At 63.8% G+C, this 25,088-nt stretch carries 21 protein-coding genes; 12 read left to right on the top strand and 9 right to left on the bottom strand.

Annotated elements, in window-relative coordinates:
* Positions 1–6 precede the first annotated feature (6 nt).
* The 6 genes from MAFF_RS15395 to MAFF_RS15370 form a co-directional block, all read right to left on the bottom strand.
* A complete protein-coding gene (locus MAFF_RS15395; RefSeq protein ID WP_010911844.1) occupies positions 7–1,080 on the bottom strand; it encodes an ABC transporter ATP-binding protein in 1,074 nt (357 codons plus the stop codon).
* Positions 1,067–2,005, bottom strand: a complete 939-nt coding sequence (locus MAFF_RS15390) for a PfkB family carbohydrate kinase (RefSeq protein WP_010911843.1) — start codon at positions 2,003–2,005, stop codon at positions 1,067–1,069. The genes MAFF_RS15395 and MAFF_RS15390 overlap by 14 nt, the downstream gene beginning before the upstream one ends.
* Complete coding sequence (locus MAFF_RS15385) at positions 2,005–3,027, bottom strand: SIS domain-containing protein (RefSeq protein WP_010911842.1); 1,023 nt, start codon at positions 3,025–3,027, stop codon at positions 2,005–2,007. Before MAFF_RS15385 ends, MAFF_RS15390 begins: the two co-directional genes overlap by 1 nt.
* Complete coding sequence (locus tag MAFF_RS15380) at positions 3,024–3,869, bottom strand: carbohydrate ABC transporter permease (protein ID WP_010911841.1); 846 nt, start codon at positions 3,867–3,869, stop codon at positions 3,024–3,026. The genes MAFF_RS15385 and MAFF_RS15380 overlap by 4 nt, the downstream gene beginning before the upstream one ends.
* The gene (locus MAFF_RS15375; RefSeq protein WP_010911840.1) at positions 3,869–4,753 is read right to left on the bottom strand and encodes a carbohydrate ABC transporter permease; all 885 of its coding nucleotides are present in this window, start codon (positions 4,751–4,753) and stop codon (positions 3,869–3,871) included. The genes MAFF_RS15380 and MAFF_RS15375 overlap by 1 nt, the downstream gene beginning before the upstream one ends.
* Before the next feature lie 184 nt (positions 4,754–4,937).
* On the bottom strand, positions 4,938–6,176 hold the full coding sequence (locus tag MAFF_RS15370) for an extracellular solute-binding protein (protein ID WP_010911839.1): 1,239 nt from the start codon (positions 6,174–6,176) through the stop codon (positions 4,938–4,940).
* Between the two features lie 220 nt (positions 6,177–6,396).
* Between MAFF_RS15370 and MAFF_RS15365 the strand changes: the two genes are divergently transcribed.
* Both MAFF_RS15365 and MAFF_RS15360 read left to right on the top strand, forming a co-directional pair.
* The gene (locus tag MAFF_RS15365; protein WP_044548364.1) at positions 6,397–7,611 is read left to right on the top strand and encodes an ROK family transcriptional regulator; all 1,215 of its coding nucleotides are present in this window, start codon (positions 6,397–6,399) and stop codon (positions 7,609–7,611) included.
* A 128-nt stretch (positions 7,612–7,739) separates the two neighbouring features.
* Entirely contained in the window at positions 7,740–9,350 is a 1,611-nt protein-coding gene (locus MAFF_RS15360) for an inorganic phosphate transporter (RefSeq protein ID WP_010911837.1), read from the top strand.
* 124 nt (positions 9,351–9,474) lie between these two features.
* Here MAFF_RS15360 and MAFF_RS15355 read toward each other — a convergent pair whose 3' ends face one another.
* From MAFF_RS15355 to MAFF_RS15345, 3 genes are all read right to left on the bottom strand, one after another.
* Positions 9,475–10,350: a hypothetical protein gene (locus MAFF_RS15355; RefSeq protein ID WP_010911836.1), complete on the bottom strand. Its 876-nt coding sequence runs from the start codon at positions 10,348–10,350 to the stop codon at positions 9,475–9,477.
* 338 nt (positions 10,351–10,688) lie between these two features.
* Positions 10,689–11,849 (bottom strand): patatin-like phospholipase family protein, encoded by a 1,161-nt coding sequence (locus MAFF_RS15350; RefSeq protein WP_044548363.1) that lies wholly within the window; start codon positions 11,847–11,849, stop codon positions 10,689–10,691.
* Positions 11,842–12,630, bottom strand: coding sequence for an acetoacetate decarboxylase (locus tag MAFF_RS15345; RefSeq protein ID WP_044548362.1), 789 nt, complete (start codon positions 12,628–12,630; stop codon positions 11,842–11,844). The genes MAFF_RS15350 and MAFF_RS15345 overlap by 8 nt, the downstream gene beginning before the upstream one ends.
* A gap of 246 nt (positions 12,631–12,876) precedes the next feature.
* Between MAFF_RS15345 and MAFF_RS15340 the strand changes: the two genes are divergently transcribed.
* The 10 genes from MAFF_RS15340 (at position 12,877) to MAFF_RS15295 (ending at position 25,027) form a co-directional block, all read left to right on the top strand.
* On the top strand, positions 12,877–13,665 hold the full coding sequence (locus MAFF_RS15340; protein ID WP_010911833.1) for a 3-hydroxybutyrate dehydrogenase: 789 nt from the start codon (positions 12,877–12,879) through the stop codon (positions 13,663–13,665).
* Between the two features lie 71 nt (positions 13,666–13,736).
* Positions 13,737–14,513, top strand: coding sequence for a phosphodiesterase (locus MAFF_RS15335; RefSeq protein ID WP_032931918.1), 777 nt, complete (start codon positions 13,737–13,739; stop codon positions 14,511–14,513).
* Positions 14,514–14,802: 289 nt separating this feature from the next.
* The gene (locus tag MAFF_RS15330; protein WP_010911831.1) at positions 14,803–16,131 is read left to right on the top strand and encodes an NAD(P)H-dependent oxidoreductase; all 1,329 of its coding nucleotides are present in this window, start codon (positions 14,803–14,805) and stop codon (positions 16,129–16,131) included.
* A gap of 2 nt (positions 16,132–16,133) precedes the next feature.
* Positions 16,134–17,162, top strand: coding sequence for a thiamine pyrophosphate-dependent dehydrogenase E1 component subunit alpha (locus MAFF_RS15325; RefSeq protein ID WP_010911830.1), 1,029 nt, complete (start codon positions 16,134–16,136; stop codon positions 17,160–17,162).
* Positions 17,162–18,160 carry an alpha-ketoacid dehydrogenase subunit beta gene (locus MAFF_RS15320; RefSeq protein WP_010911829.1) on the top strand — a complete coding sequence of 333 codons (999 nt, stop codon included), beginning with the start codon at positions 17,162–17,164 and terminating at the stop codon, positions 18,158–18,160. The genes MAFF_RS15325 and MAFF_RS15320 overlap by 1 nt, the downstream gene beginning before the upstream one ends.
* A gap of 3 nt (positions 18,161–18,163) precedes the next feature.
* On the top strand, positions 18,164–19,528 hold the full coding sequence (locus tag MAFF_RS15315) for a pyruvate dehydrogenase complex dihydrolipoamide acetyltransferase (RefSeq protein ID WP_010911828.1): 1,365 nt from the start codon (positions 18,164–18,166) through the stop codon (positions 19,526–19,528).
* 258 nt (positions 19,529–19,786) lie between these two features.
* Complete coding sequence (locus MAFF_RS15310; RefSeq protein ID WP_010911827.1) at positions 19,787–20,773, top strand: ABC transporter substrate-binding protein; 987 nt, start codon at positions 19,787–19,789, stop codon at positions 20,771–20,773.
* Between the two features lie 68 nt (positions 20,774–20,841).
* Positions 20,842–22,545, top strand: coding sequence for an ABC transporter permease (locus MAFF_RS15305; RefSeq protein WP_010911826.1), 1,704 nt, complete (start codon positions 20,842–20,844; stop codon positions 22,543–22,545).
* Positions 22,533–23,630, top strand: coding sequence for an ABC transporter ATP-binding protein (locus MAFF_RS15300; protein WP_010911825.1), 1,098 nt, complete (start codon positions 22,533–22,535; stop codon positions 23,628–23,630). Before MAFF_RS15305 ends, MAFF_RS15300 begins: the two co-directional genes overlap by 13 nt.
* Before the next feature lie 176 nt (positions 23,631–23,806).
* Positions 23,807–25,027 (top strand): DUF930 domain-containing protein, encoded by a 1,221-nt coding sequence (locus tag MAFF_RS15295; RefSeq protein WP_010911824.1) that lies wholly within the window; start codon positions 23,807–23,809, stop codon positions 25,025–25,027.
* The last annotated feature ends 61 nt before the right edge of the window (positions 25,028–25,088 follow it).

Below are 25,088 nucleotides of genomic sequence, written 5' to 3'. Positions count from 1 at the left end.
TCTGACTCAAAAAGCCTTGCCCGTGTCAGGGTCGAAGAGCCGCAGCGCGTGCTCGCTGAAGGCGAAGCTGCCTGCCTGACCTTTCGCGACGCGGGACGCCGGCGGCAGGCAGGCCGTCAGCCGCTGTGTGCCGATCCGCGCGGTGGTGACCAGTTCGGGACCGGTCAACTCGACGACTTCTATTTCCACCGGCAGTGACGGCGCTGATGCATCCGCCGCGACCCGCAGTGCTTCGGGTCTTATGCCGACTATGACGCGCGCGCCGTCCGCAACCGCATGGCTGAAACGGGCAGGCAAGGGCAGCCGCGCGTCCGAACCATCGATTGCCAGCTTGCCGTCCGTGAGGGTGGCCTCGAGCATGTTCATCGACGGTGCGCCGACAAAGCCGGCGACATAGAGCGTTGCCGGTTCATTGTAGATTTCCTCCGGCGTTCCGAGTTGCTCGATCCTGCCGTCGCGCATGACCGCGATGCGGCTCGCCAGCGTCATCGCCTCGATCTGGTCGTGGGTGACGTAGACGACGGTGGTCTGCAGCATCTGGTGCAGGCGCTTCAGTTCGGTGCGCATTTCCAGGCGCAGCTTGGCGTCGAGATTGGACAGCGGTTCGTCGAACAGGAACACCTGCGGCTTGCGCACCAGCGCCCTGCCGATGGCGACGCGCTGGCGCTGGCCGCCGGAAAGCTGGCTCGGCTTGCGATCGAGCAGGGCTTCGATCTGCAGCAATCTTGCCGCCTCGGCCACCGCCTTTTCGCGCTCATCGGCGGCGACGCCGCGCATCTCCAGCCCGAAGCCGATGTTGCGGCGCACGGTCAGGTTCGGATAGAGCGCATAGGACTGGAAGACCATGGCGATGTCACGATTCTTGGGATGAACGCCAAGGATCGAGCGGCCGCCGATCAACACGTCGCCGCTCGTCGCTTCGGCGAGGCCGGCGATGATGTTGAGAAGCGTCGACTTTCCGCAGCCCGACGAGCCGAGCAGCACAAGGAATTCGCCGCTCTGCAGCGCGATGTCGATGCCTTTCAGCGTTTCGACGCTGCCGTAATTCTTGCGGACGTTGCGGATTTCAAGCGCGCTCATGCGTGGCTTCCCTTGGATGCATCGGTTCGCCGTAGTTACGGGGCAAGGTTGATATGGCGCGCGACGCCACCTGCGTCGCTGCTGCAAGTGAGGCGGTCAGCGTCTGGTCCTGCGCCAGTGCGGCCAGGAAGGCCGCATTGAAAACATCGCCGGCGCCGATCGTATCGACGACCTTGACGTCGGGAGCGGTCGCCGTGACCAGCGCTCCGCCGGGGCCGATGGCGATCGCCCCTTCGGGACCGCGCTTGACGACGGCGGTCGCGCCCTTCTTCATGCTGGACTGGATTTGCCGCGCCGCCTCGACCGGATCGGGCAGGCCGGCCAGGGTCACGGTCTCCACCTCGTTGAACAGAGCAAGGTCGCAGCGCGCGAGCCAGGTGCGCGCCGCCTTGCAGTTCGCCGTGGTCCAGCCCTCAATCGGCCAACCGGTGTCCAGCGCCACCGCGATGTCGTGCCGGTCCGCCCAGTCGAAGAACGCCTCGTAGTCGCGGGTGAGATCATCGGTAAGGAAGGAGCCGCACAGCAACGCATAGCCGCCGGTGAGGTGCGTGCCATCGAGCACCGAAAATACATCGGCAAGGCTGAAGCGGGGCAGGTGTCCGCGCGTGGTGAAGAAGGTCCGTTCGCCGTCGGGGTGGGTCATGCCGACGGACAGCGTCGTACTCTCCGGGCGTACCGGCCATTTGTCGGCACGGCTGCCGAACGCCTCGCGCAGCCAGTGGCCGAACTGATCGTCGCCGACATTGGCGGCGATCTCGAAATCAATGCCCAACGCCTGCCAGGCGAGCCCGGTATTGCCGGCCTGTCCACCAACACGCAATTCATCATGGTCGACGACGGTTTCCGTGCCCGCCTTCGGCCACGGCGCGACCGGGCCGACGATCAGGTCGACATTGACATTGCCGATCACCGCGAGCGGACGCATCACTCGCTCCTGGTGATCTTGGTGGAGCGCACGGGCGTGCCGGCATTGTCGACGCGGCTGTCGGCGAAGGCGATCATCAGGCGCTGTGCCACCGGCAGCATGGCGACTATCGCGGCGAGACCCGAAGCCGGTTTGAAGGAGAGCGTGACGGCGCCCGCGACCGGCGATTGCCCGGAGGCATCGAAGATTACGAGCGGTGCGCCGGCCTCGACCACGGAAAGGGCCATCGCCGTCACCAGTTCGGCCGTAGGATCGTCGCCGCGAAACAGGATGACGCCGATTTTCGGGCCGAGCATCTCCATCGGTCCGTGCCGCAACTGGCCGCCTTCGAGCGAAAAGCAGGGCAGCCGCGACAGTTCGGTGAGGCCGAGCGCCAGCGCCTCGGCCACGCCTTGCAGGCGGCGGCCCGAGGTGACGATGGTCGTCACCTCCGCAAACGCCGCGAGCGCCTGCAAGATGTCGTTGTCCTGTTTGTGATCCAGCGCGCCAAGGGCGGCACTTGGGTCCTCACCCAACGCAGCCAGGATGGCCAGATGCAAGGCGAAGGTCACGGTCAGGCTGCGGGTGGCGGCGAAGGCCAGTTCGGTGCCGCCGGCGCCGACCAGGCAAGGTGCGGTGCGGGCGAGAAGGGAGCCGCCTTCGAGCGTCAGCCCGAAAACCTCGGCAACGCTTCCGGCTTCCGCAAACCACCTGACGACCTCCGCGCTCTCGCCGGACTGCGAGGTGACGAGCACCGTCTTGCCGTCCAGCGGCACCGGCTGGCCGAGCTGTTCCGACAGCGGCAGCGCCAGCGCATCGATGCCATGCGCGCGATAGAGCGGCTCGACGGCGCGCCCGACGGCATGCGAGCCGCCCATGCCGAGCAGCAGCAGCCGGCCGGTCTTCCTGATCGAGGCGGCGACCTCAGCCGCCATGGCGGTGTTGTGTTCGAACGAAGCACGCGCATCCGCATGCTGGCGCGCCATTTCGCGGTCGATGGCGGCCAATCCGACCGGCCGAGATCTTGTTGCAGTCATCGTCATCCTTTCACACCGCCGCTGGTCAGTCCCGAGATCAGCGCCCGCTGCATGACGAGGCCGATCAGCACCGGCGGCAAAGCGGCCAGCACGCCGGCGGTGGCGATCAGCCCGTAGTCGGAAACACGGCCGCCGGCCAAATCGGCGATGGCGACGGTCAAGGTCTTGGCGCGCTGGTCGGAGGTGAACAGCAGCGCGTAGAAGAATTCGTCCCAGGCAAGCAGCACGGCAAACAGCGCCGATGTCGCCATCACAGGCGCGGCGAGCGGCAGCGTGATGATGCGCAGCGTCTGGAACAGGCCGGCGCCGTCGATCATCGCCGCCGCCTCGATCTCGCGCGGGATCGAGTCAAAACCGGATTTCATCAGCCAGGTGGTGAAGGGCGCCAATATGGTCAGATAGACCAGCGCCAGGCCGAAGACATTGTTGAGCAGGCCGAGATGCGACAGACCCATATAGAGCGGCACGGCGAGCGCCACCGGCGGCAGCATGTAGGTGGCGATGACCATCGACAGCGACCAGCCGATCGCCGGCGTTCGCGACACCGCCCAGCCGGCGGGGATGGCCAGAGCGAGTGCCGCCAGCGTCGCCATGCCGGCGATCTCCAGACTGTTGCGCAGCGACGAGGTGAAGGCGGCACCGGCGCTGTTTTCGGCGGTCGACAGCAATGTCTGGTAACGGGAGAAGTCGGCGGCCTGCGGCCACCAGCGCAGCGGCTTGGCGGCGAGATCGGCGGCCGGCGAAATGCTCATGATGAACAGCCAGGCGATCGGCGCCAGGATAATGGCGGCGAGCAGCAGCGCGCAGGCATGGATGAAGAGGGTGAAGGCGGGGCTTCTGCGTTCCATCAGGCGGCACTCCCGGCGGTCTTCCTGACCAGAGCCGCATAGGCGACGGCGAGCACGGTGACGAGCAAGGTGACGATCAGCGCCAGCGACGCGCCGGAGCCGGCGCGCTGGAAGGAGAAGGCCTCCTGGTAGACGAGGATCGACAGCGTGCGCGTGCTGTTGGCCGGGCCGCCGCGGGTCATCACCCAGATGATGTCGAAGACCTTGAAGGCCTCGATGGTGCGCAGCACCAGCGCCACCATCAGCGGGCCGGCGAGATAGGGCAGGATGACGAAGCGGAAGCGGTTGAACGGTCCCGCGCCATCGACGAGCGAGGCGGCGGTGATGTCGCGTGGCACCGCCTGCAAAGCGGCGAGTGCGATCAGCGCCACCAGTGGAAAGTTCTTCCAGCAGTCGGCGACGATCAGCGCCGTAAGCGCCGTTCCCGGCTCACCCAGCCAGGAGCGGTAGGCGTCGATGAGATTGAGTTGCGTCAGGGCGGCGTTCAGCGCGCCATATTCGGGATTGTAGATCAGCCGCCACAGCGTGGCGTTGACCACGGTCGGCAATGCCCAGGGCAGGATCATCAGGGCGCGCAGGATGGCGCGGCCGTGGAACTGCTGATTGAGGAGCAAGGCGGCGAGAACGCCGATCACCATTTCTGCAGCAACCGAAATCACCGCGAACAGCGTCGTGGTGACCAGCGTGCGCGAAAAATTCGAGCTCGACAGCATGTTGGTGTAATTGTCGAAGCCGACGTAATTGCCGCCGGTGCCGACCAGCTTGGCGTCGGTGAAGGAAAGACCGACCGTATCGACCAGCGGCCAGCCGATGACGGCGACCATGACCACGAGCAGCGGCAGCATCAGCAACCAGGCACGGGTCGTCATCCAGGTGCTCGACATCGGAGCAGCCTCTCTTGATTCACGGTGATTTCAGACATAGCACGGGCGGCACTCGCGCATGACCCCGGAAGTCGGAACCGACTTCCGGAAAGGATCATGCGCAAGATCAAAAGCGCTACAGCGTCCTTTGCGCGTCCAAGGGACGCTCGGCGCTGTAGTGCCGCCCGCAACTGGAGACTAGTGCTCAGAGGCCGCTGTTTTGTGCGGCGGTCTTCAGGGCGTCTTCCGGCGAGGATTGGCCGAGCAGCGATTCCTGGATGGCCTGCTGCAGCGCGGTCGACAGTTCCTGGTATTTCGGTGTGGTCGGACGCGGATACATGGCGGCGAGGCCGAGCTTGGCGGCGGCGATCAGTTCTTCCTGGCCCTTGGTGACGGCCGGGTCGTCATAGGACGAGGCCCAGATCGGCAGCGACAGCTTGGCATACTGGTTCTGCGTCGCCTGCGAAGTCATGTATTCGATGTATTTCCAGGCTTCGTCCGGATGCTTCGAGACCGCGGTGACGCCAAGGCCCATCGAGCCGTTGACGGCCGACACCTCGCTGATGCCGGTGACGCCCGGCGCCGGCACGACGCCGACCTTGCCGGCCACCTTCGAGTCCTTCGGATCGTTGGCCATGTTATACATGTAGGTCCAGTTCAGCGCGAAGGCGGCGTCGCCGTTTTCGAAGACCTTGCGCACGTCCTCTTCCAGGAATTCCTTGGAATTCGGGTTGGTGAGGCCGGACTTGTAGCTGTCGACCATGTATTTCAGCGCCGAGAGGCCGCCGCCATTCTGGAAGTCCGGCTTGCCGTCCTTGAGGAAGTCGCCGCCATAGGCGCTGACCAGCGTGGTATAGTCGCAGATCGCGGCTTCGGCCTGCGACCAGCTCCAGGCGATCGGTGTCTTCAGCAGGCCCTTGTCCTGGATGATCTTGGCCTGCGCGCCAAGCTCTTCCCAGGTCTTCGGCGGCGTCTTGATACCGGCCTTTTCCAGGATGTCCTTGTTGTAGAACAGATATTTGGTGTCGAGAATCCACGGCATGCCATAGTATTTGCCGTCATACTGCACCGTGGTCCAGGCGCCGGGCAGCACGCCTTTCTTCATATCGTCGGTGATCTTCGACGAGACGTCGACCAGCACCTTGTTGGTGGCGTATTCGGCCGGCCAGATGACGTCGAACAACACGACGTCGTAGCCGCCGCCCGAACCCTGGGCGAGCACCGTCTTGTCGTGCAGGCCTTCATAGGGAACGAATTCGAGATTGACCTTGACGTCCGGATTGGCCTTGGTGAAGGCGTCCGTCATGGCGCGCACATCGGCCTCGCTGTAGGCGGCCTGCGCCATGAACAGCGCATTGAGCGTCGTTTCGGCAAAAGCGTGCGGGACTAGCAGTCCTCCGGCGAAGACCGCGCCGACCAGTGTTTTGGTGATTGTCCTAAGCATCTTCTTCTCCCATTTCCGGTGTTGACGGGCCGGCGATACGCGCATGTCGCATCGCCTTCCCTGATCCATGTCGCGTGACCTGATGCTTACCCGGCTGACCAGTGGCGACAGGCGGAGCGCCTTGGCCATCTTGTTTTGGGACATTCGGTTTGCATTAAGTCAACTCGCTTGACTTAATTAGTCGATCAATATTCTAATGGAGTCAAGAGGGGAAAAGCCGGTGGACGACATCAGCCCGATCCGCGCCAAAAGCGGCACCAACCAGGAAGGCACCAGCGCACATAATCGCCGGGTCATGATCGAGGCGCTGCGCCTCAATGGCGCCCTGTCGCGAGCCGACCTGGCGCGGGCGACGCAGCTCACCAAGCAGGCGGTCTCCAACATCATCGAGGACCTCGAAAGCGACGGCCTGGTCGTCGCGCTCGATGCAGTGCGCAAGGGCAGGGGGCAGCCGTCGACCCCCTACAGGCTGGTGCCCGAGGGCGCCTTCGCCATCGGCCTGCATATCGACCGCCATCTGACGCGCGCTGTGGCCGTCGACCTGATGGGCAGCGTGCTGGCGCGGGCCGAGGCGAACCTGCCTTTCGATGAGCCGTCGAAGGGCGTCGAGATCATCCTGAAGCTGATTGCAGGTGTGCGCCGTGACCTGGCCGACATTTCGGCGCAGTCGGAAAAACGCCTGGTTGGTCTCGGCGTTGCCATGCCCGGTCCTTTCGGACTGAAGGATTCGGACGACAAATGGATGATGCCGGCCTGGCAGAAATTTCCGCTGCTGGAGACGCTGGCCAAAGGCACGGGGCTGAATGTCGGCCTGCAGAACGATGCCGCCGCCTGCGCCACCGCCGAACGTATCGTCGGCGCGGCGCATGGCGTCGACCACGCTGTCTGCCTCTATGTCGGCTACGGCATCGGCGCCGGGCTGATCCTCAATGGCGAACTCTACAGCGGCGGCCATGGCAATGCCGGCGAAATCGGCATGGCGCTGCTGGCGCCGGCCGGCCCGGGCTCGACGCCGCTCGAGCATCGCGCTTCGCTGGCTTCGCTCTACCAGCATCTCGCCCTCAACCCGGCGGACAGCGATATCTACGAGCAGATGAACGCCCTGGTGCTGGCCGAAGATACGAAGATGATGGCCTGGATCGACGGGGCCGCGCATGATCTGCGCTGGAGCGTGCATCTCATCGAGACGATCTTCGATCCGCAGACCGTGATCCTGACCAGCGGCGCGCCGGAAGCGCTGGCGCGCCGGCTCGTCGAGGCGATGCACCCGCTGCTGCCGTCGATCGCCGACCGGCCAGGAAGGAACCTGCCGCGCCTGCAACTCGGCACCACCGACCCCTGGTCGATCGCGCTGGGCGCTGCCGCGGCACCGATCAGCCGCGCCTTCGATCCGCTGTTCTCGGCGATCCTGAAGACGCGATCCAGCGGCGCCTGAAGCGTCGACCGCCCGGCTTTTCGCCTGGGATATCCCTCAGAGGTTGTGTTCGATATCGTCATACAGGGTTCATTGTGCGGACATAGCGTTCGTCCCGGTTCTTTGCTGCAATGCAATAGGAGTGGGACATGGTGGACGTAGTTTCTAGTGAAGCGGGCATTCCGAGACCGGATCATCCGCTGCACAGTTCGGGTAGCGCGAAGTGGTTCCTGCCGGCCTTCGGCGTGCTGGTGCTCGTCGGCGTCGTTTATGTCGGCTACGCGCTCAGCCAGGATCTGGCCGAGGCCAAGACCGTGCCGTGGATCCTGCTCGGCATCGCCTTGCTCATCGCGCTCGGCTTCGAATTCGTCAACGGCTTCCATGATACGGCCAATGCGGTGGCGACGGTCATCTACACACGCTCCATGCCGGCCGAATTCGCTGTCATGTGGTCGGGTGCCTTCAATTTCCTCGGGGTTCTCACTTCCAGCGGCGCGGTCGCTTTCGGTATCCTGTCGCTGCTGCCGGTCGAGCTGATCCTGCAGGTCGGCTCGTCCTCCGGCTTTGCCATGGTGTTCGCGCTGCTCGTCGCCGCCATCCTGTGGAACCTCGGCACCTGGTTCCTCGGCCTGCCGGCGTCGAGCTCACACACGATGGTCGGCTCGATCATCGGCGTCGGCCTCGCCAACCAGTTCATGGCGCCTGCCGGCAGTGCCACCAGCGGTGTCGACTGGTCGCAGGCAACCAATGTCGGCATCACCTTGCTGGTGTCGCCGATCATCGGCTTCTTCGCCGCGGCGATCTTGCTCTATGCGATGAAGCTGCTCGTCCGCAATCCGGCCCTCTACGAAGCACCGAAAGGCAACACGCCGCCGCCATGGTGGATCCGTGGGCTGCTGATCTTCACCTGCACCGGCGTCAGCTTCGCGCACGGCTCCAACGATGGGCAGAAAGGCATGGGCCTGATCATGCTGATCCTGATCGGTGTCGTGCCGACGGCCTTCGCGCTGAACCGGACGCCCGACATCAACTATCTCGAGGCCTACAAGGCGGCTTCGGTCAACGTCGAGACCGCGCTGGGCAAATATGTCAAGCCGGGAGTCACCGTCACCGATGCCAAGGATGCCAAGGCAGCCGTGCAGGATGCCGTGCGCACCCGGACCTGGAACGACCAGACGACGGCCGCGCTGCAGACCTATATCCACAATACGACAGCGGGCCTGCAGCCCTATGCCACTGTCGACAACGTGCCGACCGATCTAGTCAGCAACGCCCGCAACGACATCTACCTGATCGGCGAGGCACTCAAGCTGATCGACAAGAAGAAGTTGCTGCCGATGGAGGCTGCCGATCTCAAGGCGGTCACCGACTATCATAAGGCCGTCGACAACGCGACGAAGTTCATCCCGATCTGGGTTAAGGTCGCGGTGGCGCTGGCGCTTGGCCTCGGCACCATGGTCGGCTGGAAACGCATCGTCGTCACGGTCGGCGAGAAGATCGGCAAGAGCCATCTGACCTATGGCCAGGGTGCCGCCGCCGAACTCGTCGCCATGGTGACCATCGGCATGGCCGACCGGCTCGGCCTGCCGGTGTCGACCACCCATGTGCTGTCGTCCGGCGTCGCCGGAACGATGGCCGCCAATGGCTCGGGCCTGCAATGGTCGACGGTGCGCAACCTGCTGCTGGCCTGGGTGTTGACCCTGCCGTGCTCGATCACGCTCGCCTTCGTGCTGTTCATCGTTTTCCGCCAGGTGTTCTGAGCGTCAGCCCCTCGAAAGAACGGCGCCACCTGTGGCGCCGTTTCTCTTTGTCGGCCCATCCTGCGAAGACCAATGAAGGGTCAGAGCGCGCGCCTTCCCAGACGGGCGCGCCGCTTCGAACGGTTCAGCTTTCGATGGGCCCGTTGGCCGGCTCCCACCGCCGCGCAACTTCCGCCCTGTTACGGCGGCGCAACTGGCGTAGCGACAACATGTGCAGCAGGATCGAGCTTGGCACCACGAAAGCAGGGGTCAGCACACCCGGATAATCGCCGGCGCCGATGCTCTGCACATCCGGGACAATCAACTGCCACGGGCCGGGCGAGGTGATCATGCCCATGGTGATCGCGACAGCGAAGTCGGCAAGCCCGAGGATGTTCCAGAGAATTGCCGCCCTCCGGCCTTTGTCTGTGCCGGTCGCCACTGCGATCGCAGCCGGCAACGCGAACAATCCGGTCAGCATGTCGCCGATGCCTGCCGGCGCTGCGAACGCGCCGGGCAGCGCACCGCGCAGCCAGGCTGCGACAGCCCAGGTGCCGAATACGCGGTAGAGCTGAAGCATGACGAGCCAGCTCGCTGGCATCGCATCGAGCACTAGCCCGATCCGCTTCGAGAGCAGCAAGAGCGGCGCCGCGATGATCACCGGTAGGAAGATCGCCGATGGCAATACCGGAAAAGACGCGGTGCCCGCGTGAAAGGCGCCGTTGATCGCGGCGCTCCAGGCGAAGGCGAGCCACAGCGTGTCCGGAATCATGATCGCCAGCCAGGTCGTACGGCGTTGAGCTGGCGTCAGGCTCGTGTGTTCGAGGCCGAGCCATAATCCCAGCGCGATGAGCCCGTGGGCAGCGAGCTGATGGGCCGTGGTCGGAACGCCAGTGGCCGGAATCGCCGGCCATCTGTAGATCACCAGGAGCCAAAGCGACGTGAGCGGCGCAAACCAGAGCAGGCTGCGCCAGGCGTCACGCGATGGAACGACTGCAGGGGAAACAGCTTCGACGGTCATCAGCGGTACTCCATTGAGCCCAGCGCATTTGCCTGCGCTCAGATGTACGCCTGCTTTCAGCGAGCTAATATCCGCGATAATGTTGATAGGCTGTGAAGAAGAACTTCACAGTCCGGCCGAGCTTGCTCGACGGCGTGCCTACGCGTTTGCACCGTAGTTTCGCCGAGCTGCCGCGGGACTCATGGTGACGGCCAGGCGGATCGCATCCTTGTCCCGCACGTCCGGGCAGCGCTCGTGACAGGCACGATGCGCGGCGTCGGTTGACCAACCAGCGAAGGATTCCGTTCGCGGGCGAAGTCCGCTTTGTAAGATTGCTCCGCTTGTCCTGGACGCAAATGTCAGGTCGGGTCTTCGCGGTGCAGATCGTGGATGGTAACGCCGTCGGCATTGGCCGGCATGGTCAGCCATTTGCGATGGCGCAAGGTGCGCTGCGTGTCTTCCAGGCCGGTCTCCCAATGCTCGCGCATCGAGGTGCCGGAGAACTCGTAGTCCTTGGCGTGACCTTCATAGCCCTTGTGCTGGTAGATCAGGTGCACGATGTTGACCAGGCCGGCGTCCGAATAGTCCGCGATCAGCGCTTCTTCCGCCGGTGTCAGCTGCTCCTTGGGTACGCGCTTCAGCGCATCGAGCAGGCGCATCTTCAGGCCATGGATGCGCTTGAAATTGTCTGTATTCTGGCGCGTGCGGCTGGAATACATGATGTCCTTGTGGCGCGACAGCACGTCCGGCATGCTGCGCGGCAGCACGCCGCGGGCACTGAACAGGTCGACCTGGAACACCAGCGACGAACGGTCCTCTTCCTGGTCGAGCAAATATTGCAGCGGCGTATTGGAGACGATGCCGCCGTCCCAATAATATTCGCCTTCGATGCGGACCGACGGAAAGGCCGGTGGCAACGCGCCGCTGGCCATGATGTGCTCGGGTCCGATGCGCACCTTTTCCGTGTCGAAATAGACGAAGTTGCCGGTCCGGACATTGACCGCGCCGACACTCAGCCGCTTCTTGCCGTCGTTAAGCACATCGAAGTCGATCAGGCTCTCCAGCGTGTCTTTCAGCTCGGCGGTGTCGTAGAAGCTGGTCGCACCCTCGGCGCCTTGCGGCTCGAACCATGGGTTGGGGTTGCGTGGCTTGAAGAAGCCGGGCTGGCCCATGGTCATCGTCATCCAGGACGAGGTACGGTTGCGGATGTCTCGGTAGATGTCGCCTTCCGGCGTGTAGCTCCAGATCTTGCGGCCTGAAATGGTCTGCCAGAACTGTTCGAGCCGCTGCAGGCGGCGGCTGGGTTCATTGCCGGCGATGATCGAGGCATTGATGGCGCCGATCGACACGCCGGACAGCCAGCTCGGCTCGCAGCCGGCATCGGCCAGCGCCTGGTAGACGCCGGCCTGGTAGGCGCCAAGCGCGCCGCCGCCCTGGAACACCAAAGCGATGCGGTCATACTGCGCCGATATCTCCGCGATCGTGGCGGCGGCTTCCTTGCTTCGGTGACGTTCAAGCACGAATTTTCTCCGGCTGGGTCGTGCTGGTTGCGAGCCGGTTGTGATCACTGAGATAGTCGTGGACGACCTCGCCCAACCCAAGCGTCAAATCGGCCTTGAAGTGGACTGCGGATATGATGTCGAGCACCGGCAGCTTCGCCACGTCGGCCATGACATGGGGCCGCAGGTCCAGTGCCGCGGGCGCCGTCCAGGCTTCCTTCAGCGTGATGTCGGTGAGGTAGTAGCGCACCAGCTCGCAGATGCGCGGGCCGCCGTCGACATGCGGGATGATCTTGATCAGGAAATTGGGCGCGGCGAGCGATGCGAGCACGGAATCGTGATCGGCTTCCCGGTGCTTGTAGCCCATCGTGCCGGTGGCGCACAGAACGCTGCCATAATGCAGCGTGCCGACGATCACCTCGCCTTCATGGACGATCTTGGGGTTGGCCAGTTTCTTCGGAAACCCCCACAGCTCGCGGCCACCGGCAATCGGGGCGTCGTCGTCGAGATACATCGAATGGACGTAGCCGCCATGCTGGCCCTTGTACTTCACCGGAATGACCTGGCCGGTCTCGGTGTAGTCGCCGAAGCCGGTGGAGTCGGGCATGCGGATGAATTCATACTTGACCAGCGGCTCGTCGATTTCCAGGGGCGCCGGCACGACGGCCTCCAGCGCCTCGCGTGTCGTGCGGTAGGTGATGATGATGTATTCGCGGTCGAAGAATCGGTAGGGACCAGGCGGGAAGGACGGATTGGTCAGCGGCATCGCATAGGCGCGCTTCACGACATCGGCGATTTCCAAGCTGCACCCCCAAGATTCTGTCGGATGAATTTCGTTCAGGAATGACCGCGCGAATGCGCAGCCGATTATGTTGCACGGCACCATGACAGTGCCGTGTCAGTCGAACGACCGTGGTTTCGCAGCGGTCGAGAGCCATGCCGGCGCTGTCGTCTGGCTGTAATCGCATCGACACATGGCTCTGTCATTGTCATGTTGCGACGCACAATTATATCCTCTCATTCCCCTCCCACCTCTCGCGAGATCACCATGGGTTCCCTGTCTTCGAAGAATGCCCTCGTCACCGGCTCGACCAGTGGTATCGGCCTGGCCATCGCCCGCGCCTTCGCCGCCGAGGGCGCCAATGTCACCATCAACGGTCTCGGCGATCCGGCGGCCATCGAGCAGGAGCGCGCGGGCATCGAGAAGGATTTCGGCGTCAAGTGCCGCTACTCCGACGCCAACATGATGGATGGCGCCGCGGTCAGCGCCATGGTGCATGACGCCGAGGCTGCATTCGGCAGCCTCGACATCCTGGTCAACAATGCCGGCATCCAGCATGTCGCGCCGATCGAGGAGTTTCCCGACGACAAATGGGAAGCCATCATCCGCATCAATCTTCTGGCGGCCTTCTATGCCATCAAGGCGGCGGTGCCTGGGATGAAGGCGCGCAAATGGGGCCGCATCATCAACACGGCCTCGGCCCACGCGCTGGTCGCCTCGCCGTTCAAGTCGGCCTACGTCTCGGCCAAGCACGGCATTGCAGGGTTGACCAAGACGGTGGCGCTGGAAGTGGCGCAGGACGGCATCACCGTCAACGCTATCGCGCCCGGCTATGTCTGGACGCCGCTGGTCGAGAAACAGATCCCCGACACGATGAAGGCGCGCGGCATGACCGAGGAACAGGTCAAGCATGACGTGCTGCTCGCCGCACAGCCGACGAAGGAATTCGTCACCGTGGAGGAACTTGCGGCGTTGACACTGTTCCTGTGCTCAGATGCGGCCAGGCAGATCACCGGCACGACCTTGCCGATGGACGGCGGCTGGACGGCGCAGTAGAGGGTCAGTCAAGGCGTTGCGTTTCTGGCTGGCGCCACGCGGCGCCAGCGGGAAGGGTGCGGTCAAGGTCCATGAAAATCATCCAGCTCTCCGATCCGCATCTGATGACGCCGGGTGGCCGCCTCTATGGCTCCGACCCGCTGGCAAGGCTGGAGGCTTGCATTGCCGACATCGGCAAGAACCACGCCGATGCCGAACTGGTGGTGATCTCAGGCGACTTGACCAATGATGGTGAGCGGGCAGCCTATGCGGCGTTGCGGGACAGGCTGTCGCAATTTTCTGCGCCCTGCCGGCTGATGCTCGGCAACCATGACGACCGGGCGCTTTTCCTCGAAATGTTTCCCGACGCTAGGGCCGAGCAAGGGTTCGTGCAGAGCGTGTTCGATGGCAGCGAGGGCCGGCTGATCCTGCTCGACACGCTGGACAGCGGCCATGTCGAGGGCAGGCTGTGCGCCGCGCGGCTCGAATGGCTCGATGAACGGCTGCAAGAGGCAGGGAACCGGCCGGTCGTCCTGTTCATGCATCACCCGCCGTTCCGGATACACATGCCGGTGCTCGACGAGGTCAGGCTCGCCGACGCCGATGCCTTCCATGACGTCCTGTCGCGCCACGACAATGTCCGGCATATCTTCGCCGGCCATGTCCATCGGTCGATCGCTGGGAGCTGGCGCGGGATTCCCGTCAGCACGCTGCGCAGCACCAACCATCAGACCGCGCTCGATTTTTCGCAGAGCTGGAGCCTGGGTCATGAGCCCCCCGCCTATGCGGTGATCTTCATCGATGCGGATGGCGTCATCGTCCATTTCCACGATTTTCCGGTGCCGCCGCTATCGGATCGAGTTCTGTAAAGTTCCCGATTCCGAGAAGGGCTTCCGCTGACCGTGACGCGGCGAGCGTCGCGGTCGGCCAAACGAGGCCGCCCATTTCCCGTGCACCAAGGATAGTATCCCGGCGAACGTCTGCCTGCGTACCGTCCTGCGCGGTTGCCGTCCTTCACGGCGTTTTTGGCGCACACATGGTCTCCGCGAAAGGGTGCCAAAAAGCACACGGAATTGGACATTAGTCTTGACAGAAATACAGATGTTCAATACCCGTCAAGCGAATGAACAAGCCTGCAATGTGGGAGGAATGAGCGGTATGGCTTCCAATATTTCGTTGACGGGCCTTGCCCGCGATCTCGATGAGCGCGGCAAGTCGGGCAAGCCCATCCGCATCGGCCTGATCGGCTCCGGCGAGATGGGAACCGACATCGTCACCCGCGTCGCCCATATGTCCGGCATCGAGATCGGCGCGATCTCGGAACTGAACCTGCCCGCCGCCAGCAGGGCGGTGGACATCGCCTTCCAGGAAACCGGCCATGCGCGCGAAGTGTCGAACGCCTCGGCGATGACGGCTGCCATGGAGGCCGGCAAGGTGGCGGTCACCAATGACGCCAGCCTGGTCATCAACAATGACCTGATCGACGTTGTCATCGACGCGACCGGCGTTCCCGCCGTCGGCGCCGAGATCGGGCTGCGCGCCATGGAACACGGCAAGCATCTGGTGATGATGAATGTCGAGGCCGACGTCACCATCGGCGCCTATCTGAAGAGCGAGGCCGACAGGCTCGGCGTCACCTATTCGCTGGGCGCCGGCGACGAGCCGTCCTCCTGCATGGAGTTGATCGAATTCGTCTCGGCCATGGGCCATCCGATCGTGGCCGCCGGCAAGGGCAAGAACAATCCGCTCAACATCGACGCCACGCCGCCCGCCCATGAGGAAGAGGCGGAGCGCAGGCACATGAATGTGCGCATGCTGGTTGAATTCGTCGACGGCTCGAAGACCATGGTCGAGATGGCGGCGATCGCCAATGCCACCGGGCTGGTGCCCGACAAGGCCGGCATGCATGGCCCCGCGGCGACGCTCGGCGAGCTCTCGAAAGTGCTGGTGCCTGAAAAGGATGGCGGCGTGCTATCCAGGGTCGGCGTCGTCGACTACTCGATCGGCAAGGGTGTGGCGCCTGGCGTCTTCGTCGTTGCCGACATGTCGCATCCGCGCATTTCGGAACGCATGGAGGATCTGAAGATGGGCAAGGGTCCGTATTTCACCTTCCATCGCCCCTATCACCTGACCTCGCTCGAAGTGCCGCTGACCTGTGCCCGCGTCGTGCTCTACGGCAAGGCCGACATGGTGCCGCTGGCCAAGCCCGTGGCCGAAGTCGCCGCCGTGGCCAAGAAAGACATGCAGCCCGGCGAGAAGCTCGATGCGATCGGCGAATATTGCTACCGCGCCTGGATCATGACGGCGCCGGAAGCGCATGCCGCCAAGGCCATTCCCTGCGGCCTGCTGCAGGGCGGCTCGGTCACCGCGCCGATCAAGAAGGGCGAGCTCATCACCTATGCCAATGCGGTGCCTGCCCCTGGCTCCAAGATCGCCGAACTGCGCGCCCGCCAGGACAAGCTCGTCTACGGAACCGTGGGAGCCTGATCATGGCTGGTGCCAGCAAAGCCGTCGCGGACAGTCGCGCCAACCTGCCTTTCGTCTATCGCCAGTACAGCGCCGAGCAGCTCAGAGAGGTGCTCTACAAGATGTATCTTATCCGCCGCTTCGAGGAGGGCGCGGAGGAAAGCTACATGCGCGGCCTGATCCACGGCACCATGCATCTGTCGATCGGCCAGGAAGCCAGCGCCATGGGTATCTGCATGCCGCTTGGCGAGGATGACCAGATCACCTCGACCCATCGCGGCCATGGCCATTGCATCGCCAAGGGCGCCGAGGTCAAGCGCATGTTCGCCGAGTTCTTCGGCAAGACCACGGGCTACTGCAAGGGCCGCGGCGGCTCGATGCACATTGCCGATGTCGCCAAGGGCAATCTCGGCGCCAACGGCATTGTCGGCGGCGGTATTCCGATCGCCGTCGGGGCGGCGCTCTCGTCCAAGATGATGAAGACCGGCAAGGTGGTCGTCTCCTTCTTCGGCGACGGCGCCAACAATGAAGGCGCCTTCCACGAGGCGCTCAACATGGCGGCGGTCTGGAAGCTGCCGGTCATCTTCGTCTGCGAGAACAATGGCTATGGCATGTCGACCTCGACCGCCCGTTCGACCGCGGTGAAGAACATCGCCGACCGCGCCGCCGCCTATTCGATGCCCGGCGTCATCGTCAACGGCAATATTTTTTCGGAAGTCGCCGAGGCGTCCTACAGGGCCGTCGAGCGCGCCCGCGCCGGTGAAGGGCCGACGCTGATCGAATCCAAGACCTATCGCCATCGCGGCCATTCCAAGAGCGACCGCAATCGCTATCGCACCAAGGAAGAGATCGAGGACTGGATGTCGAACCGCGACCCGATCACGCTGTTCGAGAACGAGCTGCGCGAATTCGGCTTCATCGACGACAAGGGCATCGAGGCCATTCGCAGTGCGGTGTCGCAGGAGATCGCCGACGGCATCGAGTTCGCCAAGGCGAGCCCGTCGCCTGACGTCAGCGAGACCGGAAATTACGTGTATACGGAGCAGGCGTGATGGACGCGACGGTGCGTGAACTGAGCTACGCCCAGGCGATCCAGGAAGCCATGGCGATCGCCATGGACATGGACGAGCGCGTCTTCCTGATGGGCGAGGATATCGGCGTCTATGGCGGCGCCTTCCAGGTGACCGGCGATCTGGTGGAGCGTTATGGCACTGAGCGCGTGATCGACACGCCGATCTCGGAACTGGGCGGCGCGGGGGTGGCGGTGGGTGCGGCGCTCACCGGCATGCGGCCGATCTTCGAATTCCAGTTTTCCGATTTCGCCACGCTCGCCATGGAGCAGATCGTCAACCAGGCGGCCAAGATGCGATTCATGCTGGGAGGCGAGGTTTCGGTTCCCGTGGTGATGCGCTTTCCCGCCGGTTCGGGTACGGGTGCGGCCGCGCAGCACAGCCAAAGCCTCGAAGCCTGGCTTGGCCATGTGCCAGGCCTGAAGGTCATCCAGCCGGCGACGCCCTATGATGCCAAGGGCATGCTCCTGGCTGCGGTCGCCGATCCCGATCCGGTGATGATCTTCGAGCACAAGCTGCTCTACAAGATGAAGGGCCCGGTGCCAGAGGGCTATTACACCGTGCCGATCGGCAAGGCCGACATCCGCCGCGAGGGCCGCGATCTCACCATCGTCGCCACCTCGATCATGGTGCAGAAGGCGCTCGACGCCGCCGCCACGCTGGAAGCCGAAGGCATCGACGTCGAAGTCGTCGATCTGAGGACCATCCGGCCGATGGACAAGCAGACCGTCATCGACAGCGTCAAGAAGACGTCGCGGCTGATGTGCGTCTACGAAGCGGTCAAGACGCTGGGCATCGGCGCCGAGGTCAGCGCCATGATCGCCGAGAGCGAGGCGTTCGACTATCTCGACGCGCCGATCGTGCGGTTGGGCGGCGCGGAAACGCCGATCCCCTACAATCCGGAGCTCGAAAAGGCCACGGTGCCGCAGGTTCCCGACATCATCAGCGCCGCGCGCGACCTCGTGAAAGGGGTTCGCTGAGACATGCCGACCGAAGTCATTCTCCCCAAGGTCGATATGGACATGGCGACCGGACAGATCTCGCGCTGGTTCGCCGAAGAAGGTGCCCGGGTCAAGAAGGGCGATGTGCTGTTCGAGATCGAGACCGACAAGGCGGCCATGGAGATCGATGCGCCGGCCAGCGGCGTGCTGCGCGACGTCTCAGGCAAGGAAGGCGTCGACATTCCCGTCGGCGCGCCGGTTGCGTGGATTTACGCCGACGATGAGGCTTATGGGGCCAAGCAAGACGCGGCGCCAATCTCCCCCCTTGTGGGGGAGATGTCGGCGAAGTCGACAGAGGGGGACGTCGTCCCACCAACGTCGCATTCTGTCATGCCCCCCTCTGCCCTGCCGGGCATCTCCCCCACAAGGGGGGAGATTGGCCAATCACCGCCAGGCGAACGCGCGACACCGCTTGCCCGACGTCTGGCTCGTGAGGCAGGTCTTGCCCTTGCCGGCATCATCGGCACCGGCCCGCATGGCCGTGTGGTGAAGGCCGATGTCGATGCAGCGATTGCCGGCGGTGGTGCCAAGGCAGCGCCCGCCGCCAAGGCTCCGGCCGGTGCGCCGGCTGCCGCTCCCGCGCCGGCTGTGAAGCCGATGTCGGACGACCAAGTGCTGAAGCTGTTCGAGCAAGGCTCCTACGAACTCGTCCCGCACGACAATATGCGCAAGACCATCGCGCGCCGCCTGGTCGAGGCCAAGTCCACCATCCCGCATTTTTATCTAACGCTCGACTGCGAACTCGATGCGTTGCTGGCCTTGCGCACGCAGATCAATGCCGCCGCACCGATGAAGAAGACCGAAAAGGGTGACGTGCCTGCCTACAAGCTGTCGGTCAACGACATGGTGATCAAGGCGATGGCGATGGCGCTGAAGGCGGTGCCGGATGCCAATGCCTCGTGGACCGAAACCGCCATGGTCAAGCACAAGCATGCCGATGTCGGCGTCGCCGTGTCGATCCCCGGCGGCCTGATCACGCCGATCATTCGGCATGCGGACGAAAAAACGCTGTCGACCATTTCCAACGAGATGAAGGACCTGGCCAGCCGTGCCCGCAGCCGCAAGCTGAAGCCGGAAGAGTATCAGGGCGGCACGACGGCGGTCTCCAACCTCGGCATGTTCGGCATCAAGGACTTCGCCGCCGTCATCAATCCGCCGCATGCGACGATCCTGGCGGTCGGCGCCGGTGAAGAGCGGGCTGTGGTCAAGAATGGCGAGATCAAAATCGCCACCGTGATGTCGGTGACGCTGTCGACCGATCATCGCGCCGTTGATGGCGCGCTCGGCGCCGAATTGTTGGTCGCCTTCAAGCGGCTGATCGAGAACCCGATGGGCATGCTGGTGTAGGGGCAGTCGAGGCACCTTTTACCAGCATCGGGAAACATAGCTCCTAGTCCGGCGTGCAGTCGCGCCCATGAGGCTCGCGGAAAGCCAATTCCGTGGGCCTTCCTGTCGTGCCGTGAGAGCATCTCACGCCAAGCCGTCGCTTGATCTGATCGCGCATGTCCGCTGTCATCCACCAGTCATATGCGCCGTGCAGGGAGGAAGGGACGCGGAGCCGGCCAGGAGCCGGACCGGTCATGCACAGACAAGACAGGAGGTCTCATGAAGACGCTACTCATCAAGCTGCTGGCCAGCCAGCTGGCGCTCGCGGCAACTTTGTTTGCCGGCGTGGCAAATGCCGAAACACTGACGCTCTACACGTCGCAGCCGGAAGCCGATGCGGCCAAGACCGTGGATGCCTTCAAGAAGGCGCAGCCCGGCATCGACGTGACTATCTATCGCTCTGGGACCAGCGACATCCTGACCAAGATGGCGGCCGAGTTCGCCGCCGGCAGCCCGCAGCCCGACGTGCTCTTGATCGCCGACGCGGTCTCGATGGAGCTGTTGAAGAAGGACGACCGGCTGCTGCCTTATCCCGAGGCCAAGCTCGACGGCATCGAGGCCGATGCCTATGATGCCGACAAGACCTACTTCGGCAGCAAGTTGATCACCACCGGCATCGTCTACAACACCGGGGCTGCTGAAAAGCCGCAGCATTGGGCCGATCTCGCCAAGCCCGCCTATGCCGATGGCCTGGTCATGCCGAGCCCGCTCTATTCGGGTGCGGCCGCCTATCTGCTCTCCGGTTTTGCCGGCGATACCAACTATGGCTGGGATTTCTTCCAGAAGCTGAAGGCCAACAACACCGTCAGCGTGCGCGGCAATGGCGCGGTGCTGAAATCGGTGGCCTCAGGCGAGAAGCCCTATGGCATCCTCGTCGACTTCATGGCGATGAACGCCAAGAAAAAGGGCTCGCCGGTCGAGTTCGTATTCCCGAGCGAAGGCGTGCCGGCGGTGACCGAACCGGTCGCCATCATGAAGACCGCCAGGAATGTCGACGGCGCCAAGAAGTTCGTCGACTTCATTCTGTCGGATGAAGGCCAGAAGCTGGCACTGTCCATGGGGTACCTGCCGGCGCGCGCCTCGCTCGGTCATCCCGAATGGCTGCCGGAAGGCGTCAAGGTCAAGGTGATGCCGTTCGACACCAAGGTGATCGTCGCCAAGACCGACGCCGACAAGGCGAAGTTCCAGGAACTGTTCGGCGGCTGAGCCGGCAATCGCGGCGGGATGCCGTTTCCGGCGGCGTCCCGCCCGCACCGATCCCAGGAAGCGCAATTATGTCGACACGCATCAGGGAAAGCCGGGGCCAGGAAATGGTCCTGACGGCGGCGGTGGCCGTCGTCATCGTGCTGCTTTCGCTGCTGCCCATGCTGCGCCTCATCAAGGAGATCATCGCACCTGGCGGCACGCTGTCGACCGTGGCCGTGGAGGCGGGCTTGAGAAGCCCGGCGACCTGGGTCGCGACATGGCATACGCTGGTCGTCGGCATCGGTGGCACCTTGCTTGCGGTGCTGTCGGGCACGCTGGTGGCGGTGCTGGTTTCGCTGACCGACATACGCGGCCGCAGCGCCCTGGTGCTGTGCTACGTCATGCCGCTGATGATCGCGCCGCAGGTGACGGCGCTGGCCTGGCTGCAGCTGTTCGGCCCGGCAAGCCCATTCCTCAAGCTGTTCGGCGCGGCACCGCCGCTCGGCACGAAAAACCCGCTTTACTCGACCTCGGGCATCATCCTGCTGCTTGGCGTGCAATATGGCCCGCTGGTTTTCCTGCTGGTGCGGGCCGGCCTGCGCAAGCTGCCGCGCGAACTGGTCGAGGCCGCACGCGCCGGCGGCGCCGGCTGGTCCACCGTGCTCGCCACCATCGTGCTGCCGCTGATGACGCCGTCGATCATGGCGGCCGCGGCATTGGCCTTCGTGTCCTGCGTCGGCAATTTCGGCATTCCCGCCTTCCTCGGCATTCCCGCCAATTATCTGGTGCTGCCGACGCTCATCTATCAGAAGCTGGCCGGCGGTGGTCCGGCCGTGCTCGGCGAGGCCGCGTTCCTTTCGGTGCTGATCGGCGTGATCGCGATGGCCGGCATTATCGCCCAGGAGGTGATGAGCCGCCGCCGCGACTACCGCATCTCTTCGACATCGCTGCCGGCCGAACCTTACGAACTCGGCGGCTGGCGGCCCGTTGTTCAGGTCGGCATGTGGCTGCTGATCGTGCTGGTGCTGTTCCTGCCGCTGTTCGGGCTGGTGCTGACCTCATTGGTGCCGGGCTATGGCATCGCGCTCACCGCCAAGACGATGACGCTCGACAATTATCGTTTCGTGCTGTTCGAGCATGATGCCGCCAATCGCGCCTTCTTCAACAGTTTCTGGCTGTCGATCGCGGCCGCCTTCTTCGCGGTCGTCGTCGCCGTGCCGGTCGGCTATCTCATCGCCTGGGGCAAGCAGCGCTGGGTGCGGCTGCTCAATCTGGCGGTCGAACTGCCCTATGCCTTGCCCGGCGTGGTGCTGGCGATCGCCTCGCTGCTGCTCTTCCTCAGGCCGATCCCACTGACCGGCATCCAACTCTACAACACGGTCTGGATCATCCTCTACGCCTACCTCGCCCGCTTCCTGGTGCTGGCGCTGCGGCCGACCATCAGCGGCTACCAACAGATCGACCGGGCGCTGGAGGAGGCCGCGCAGACGGCGGGCGCCGGGCTGTTCACGCGCATGCGCACCATCATCTTTCCACTGGTCGCGCCGGCGGCGATCGCCGGCGGTCTTTTGATCTTCATGACGGCACTCAGCGAACTCACCGTCTCGGCGCTGCTGTGGTCGTCAGGCTCGGAGACGATCGGCGTGGTGATGTTTTCCTTCGAACAGGGCGGCGATTCCAACTACGCGGCGGCAATGTCGGTCGTCACGGTCGCGGTCACCTTCGTGCTGATGCTGGTGACCAATCTGCTTGCCCCCTACCTTCCCAACGGAGTGCTGCCATGGCGCGACTGAGCCTGGACCATGTGACCAAGAGCTTCGCCAACTTCGACGCCGTGAAGGACGTCTCGATCGACGTCGCCGACGGCGAGTTCCTGGCCGTGCTCGGGCCGTCCGGCTGCGGCAAGACGACGTTGCTGCGGCTCGTCGCCGGCTTCGAGAAAGTGAGCTCGGGCGAAATCCGCATCGGCAACGATGTCATGTCGAACAGCGGCGGCAGCGTCGCTCCGGAAAAGCGGCGTGTCGGCATCGTCTTCCAGAACTACGCCCTGTGGCCGCACATGACGGTGGCAGAGAATATCGGCTATTCGCTGAAGGTGGCGAAGCTCGACAAGGTCGTCGCGCGCCAGAAGGTGGAAGACGCGCTGGCTCTGGTCAATCTGCAGGGGCTGGGCGAGCGCAGGCCGGCCAATCTGTCCGGTGGTCAGCGCCAGCGTGTGGCGCTGGCGCGCTGTCTTGTCGCCGCACCGTCGCTTGTGTTGTTCGACGAGCCGCTCGCCAATCTCGACGTCCATCTGAGAGCCTCGATGGAGGACGAGTTCGCCGCCTTCCACAAGCGCACCGGCACGACTATCGTCTACATCACCCACGATCAGGCCGAGGCGATGGCGCTGGCCGATCGCATCGCGGTGATGGACCATGGGCGCCTGGCACAGCTGGCGACGCCGCGCGAACTCTATCATGAGCCGGCAAATGAGATGGTGGCCTCCTTCATCTCGCAAGGCATCCTGCTGCCGGCGGATGTCCTGACGGGCGAAGACGGTGGCCATTGTAAGGTCAGGGTTCTCGGAACCGAGCTGGTGGTCCGCTGCCGCGCTGGCGAACCGCCACGCGCGGGCGCGAAGATCTGCTGCCGGTCGGCCGATCTCGACGTGTCAACCGACGGCCCGGGCTTCGACGGCCTCGTCAAACGGGTGATCTACCAGGGTGGCGGCGCGCGCATCGAATTCGCGCCTGCCGCTGGTCCTGACCTCACTTTGCATTTCGAGCAGCCAGACCCGCTTACGCTGGAGAGCGGAGCCCAGGCGCGGCTGCGCATAAAGTCCGGCTGGCTGATCCCGGCGGCAGTGGCGGTCGCGGGACAGAGCCTCGGGGCTTGATAAGTACCGGCTTGTCGTGAATGTCAGGATGGACGCTTCTCATTGATGCGCGTCAGCGGACCGGTGAAAGCTGCCCCGTGTTTGACCATCCCGATCACCAAGCTGTCAGCGGCTAAACCGCGCCAATCCCGTGCCTGTGCTTGAAGCCGCCGCTATTTCATTCCACATCGGGCGTAATGAACGGCAAGATACGAGAGTGGTTTCGCAATTGGCGATGGGCCTTGGCCGCATCGCTGATCCTGCATGCCTTGATCGCAGCGTTCTTGTTCTTTGGCGTGCCGAGATCCGAGCAGCAGCCGGATCAGCAGGAACAGCCCGTCAATGTCGCGATTGTGCCGCCACCCGAGAAGCCTAAGCCGAAACCTGCTCCAAAGCCACCGGAGCCGACACCTGAAAAGAAGGCTGAAAAGCCGCCTGAACAAAAGCCGCCTCCGGAGCCCCCGAAACCGCCAGACGACCATGTTCTGAAGCGCGTTTTCCAGTACGGCCAGAAGGATACGGGGCCGGAGAAATCGCTCGACGGAAACAGCGCTAAACCCAACACGCCGTCACCGGCCAAGGATGAGGCGGTGAAGCCGCCTATAACACCGACACCCGTGCCGACCCGGCCCGCCCCGGTTGCAACGCCACAGCAGAAGGCAGAGCCCAGCAAGCCTGACGAGAAGCCGGCCACTATTGCGCCGGATGGAAAGCCCGCGCAAGGCGAGGAAAAGCAGGAGGCCGCCGCGCCGGACGCCAAACCTGCGCAAAACGAGGAGAAGCAGGCGACCGAGGACGCTGACAAACAGCAGGCGGACAAACGGGAGCTCGCACCGCAACCCGCCGAAAAGCAAGCGGTTGTGACGCCAAAGCCCTTGGCGGCTGAGACTGGTGATAAGCCAGCGCCGCCACCCTCTGCCGAAAAGGCAAAGCCAAAACCTGCAAAGACGATGAATTTCAAATCCGCAAAAGCCTTTAAGGCCCCAAGCGGGAATGCCAGAAGGCCAAGTCCCACGAACGACGCCGCAGCCGCGGGATCGCCGATCTATTCGGGCCTTCCCGGTGTGCGAAAGCTCTATTCGCAAGGCGCAACCGGCAATGCCTTCGCCACAAGCTCCATGGAGAATGTGCCGCGGGGTCAGCGCGTGGCCACCCTTTGCGGCAATGTTCTGAGCGAGAAACTGCAAAGTGCCGACTATTCGGTCAAATGGGTGCCAACCATTACGCTGGACAAAGGCAATGTTCTCAACCCAGCTCAAGCGGCCTTCAGCACCAGAAACACTTGGTACAATCTAAACTTCCGATGTGAAGTCGACCCCGATGCGACGAGGGTCCTATCCTTCAACTTCCGTGTGGGGTCACTAGTCCCGCCTGGCGAATGGGCCAGCCGTGGTTTCACCAAGTATCCGCTAAATTAGGCTGGCACGCAAAGCAGAATTGCCGGCTAATTTCTTCCCAATTGGCGCAGACGAAACGCCG

The sequence above is a fragment of the Mesorhizobium japonicum MAFF 303099 genome (assembly GCF_000009625.1).
GTDB classification, from domain to species: domain Bacteria; phylum Pseudomonadota; class Alphaproteobacteria; order Rhizobiales; family Rhizobiaceae; genus Mesorhizobium; species Mesorhizobium japonicum.
The sequence above is the reverse complement of the archived record's forward strand: the minus strand, read 5'-3'. Positions and strand labels throughout refer to the sequence as shown.

Excerpts from the sequence above, each read along its gene's own strand:
- MAFF_RS15395 (WP_010911844.1), bottom strand. The coding sequence starts at position 1,080 with ATGAGCGCGCTTGAAATCCGCAACGTCCGCAAGAATTACGGCAGCGTC.
- MAFF_RS15390 (WP_010911843.1), bottom strand. The coding sequence starts at position 2,005 with ATGCGTCCGCTCGCGGTGATCGGCAATGTCAATGTCGACCTGATCGTC.
- MAFF_RS15385 (WP_010911842.1), bottom strand. The coding sequence starts at position 3,027 with ATGACGATGACTGCAACAAGATCTCGGCCGGTCGGATTGGCCGCCATC.
- MAFF_RS15380 (WP_010911841.1), bottom strand. The coding sequence starts at position 3,869 with ATGGAACGCAGAAGCCCCGCCTTCACCCTCTTCATCCATGCCTGCGCG.
- MAFF_RS15375 (WP_010911840.1), bottom strand. The coding sequence starts at position 4,753 with ATGTCGAGCACCTGGATGACGACCCGTGCCTGGTTGCTGATGCTGCCG.
- MAFF_RS15370 (WP_010911839.1), bottom strand. The coding sequence starts at position 6,176 with ATGCTTAGGACAATCACCAAAACACTGGTCGGCGCGGTCTTCGCCGGA.
- MAFF_RS15360 (WP_010911837.1), top strand. The coding sequence starts at position 7,740 with ATGGTGGACGTAGTTTCTAGTGAAGCGGGCATTCCGAGACCGGATCAT.
- MAFF_RS15355 (WP_010911836.1), bottom strand. The coding sequence starts at position 10,350 with ATGACCGTCGAAGCTGTTTCCCCTGCAGTCGTTCCATCGCGTGACGCC.
- MAFF_RS15340 (WP_010911833.1), top strand. The coding sequence starts at position 12,877 with ATGGGTTCCCTGTCTTCGAAGAATGCCCTCGTCACCGGCTCGACCAGT.
- MAFF_RS15335 (WP_032931918.1), top strand. The coding sequence starts at position 13,737 with ATGAAAATCATCCAGCTCTCCGATCCGCATCTGATGACGCCGGGTGGC.
- MAFF_RS15330 (WP_010911831.1), top strand. The coding sequence starts at position 14,803 with ATGGCTTCCAATATTTCGTTGACGGGCCTTGCCCGCGATCTCGATGAG.
- MAFF_RS15325 (WP_010911830.1), top strand. The coding sequence starts at position 16,134 with ATGGCTGGTGCCAGCAAAGCCGTCGCGGACAGTCGCGCCAACCTGCCT.
- MAFF_RS15320 (WP_010911829.1), top strand. The coding sequence starts at position 17,162 with ATGGACGCGACGGTGCGTGAACTGAGCTACGCCCAGGCGATCCAGGAA.
- MAFF_RS15315 (WP_010911828.1), top strand. The coding sequence starts at position 18,164 with ATGCCGACCGAAGTCATTCTCCCCAAGGTCGATATGGACATGGCGACC.
- MAFF_RS15310 (WP_010911827.1), top strand. The coding sequence starts at position 19,787 with ATGAAGACGCTACTCATCAAGCTGCTGGCCAGCCAGCTGGCGCTCGCG.
- MAFF_RS15305 (WP_010911826.1), top strand. The coding sequence starts at position 20,842 with ATGTCGACACGCATCAGGGAAAGCCGGGGCCAGGAAATGGTCCTGACG.
- MAFF_RS15300 (WP_010911825.1), top strand. The coding sequence starts at position 22,533 with ATGGCGCGACTGAGCCTGGACCATGTGACCAAGAGCTTCGCCAACTTC.
- MAFF_RS15295 (WP_010911824.1), top strand. The coding sequence starts at position 23,807 with ATGAACGGCAAGATACGAGAGTGGTTTCGCAATTGGCGATGGGCCTTG.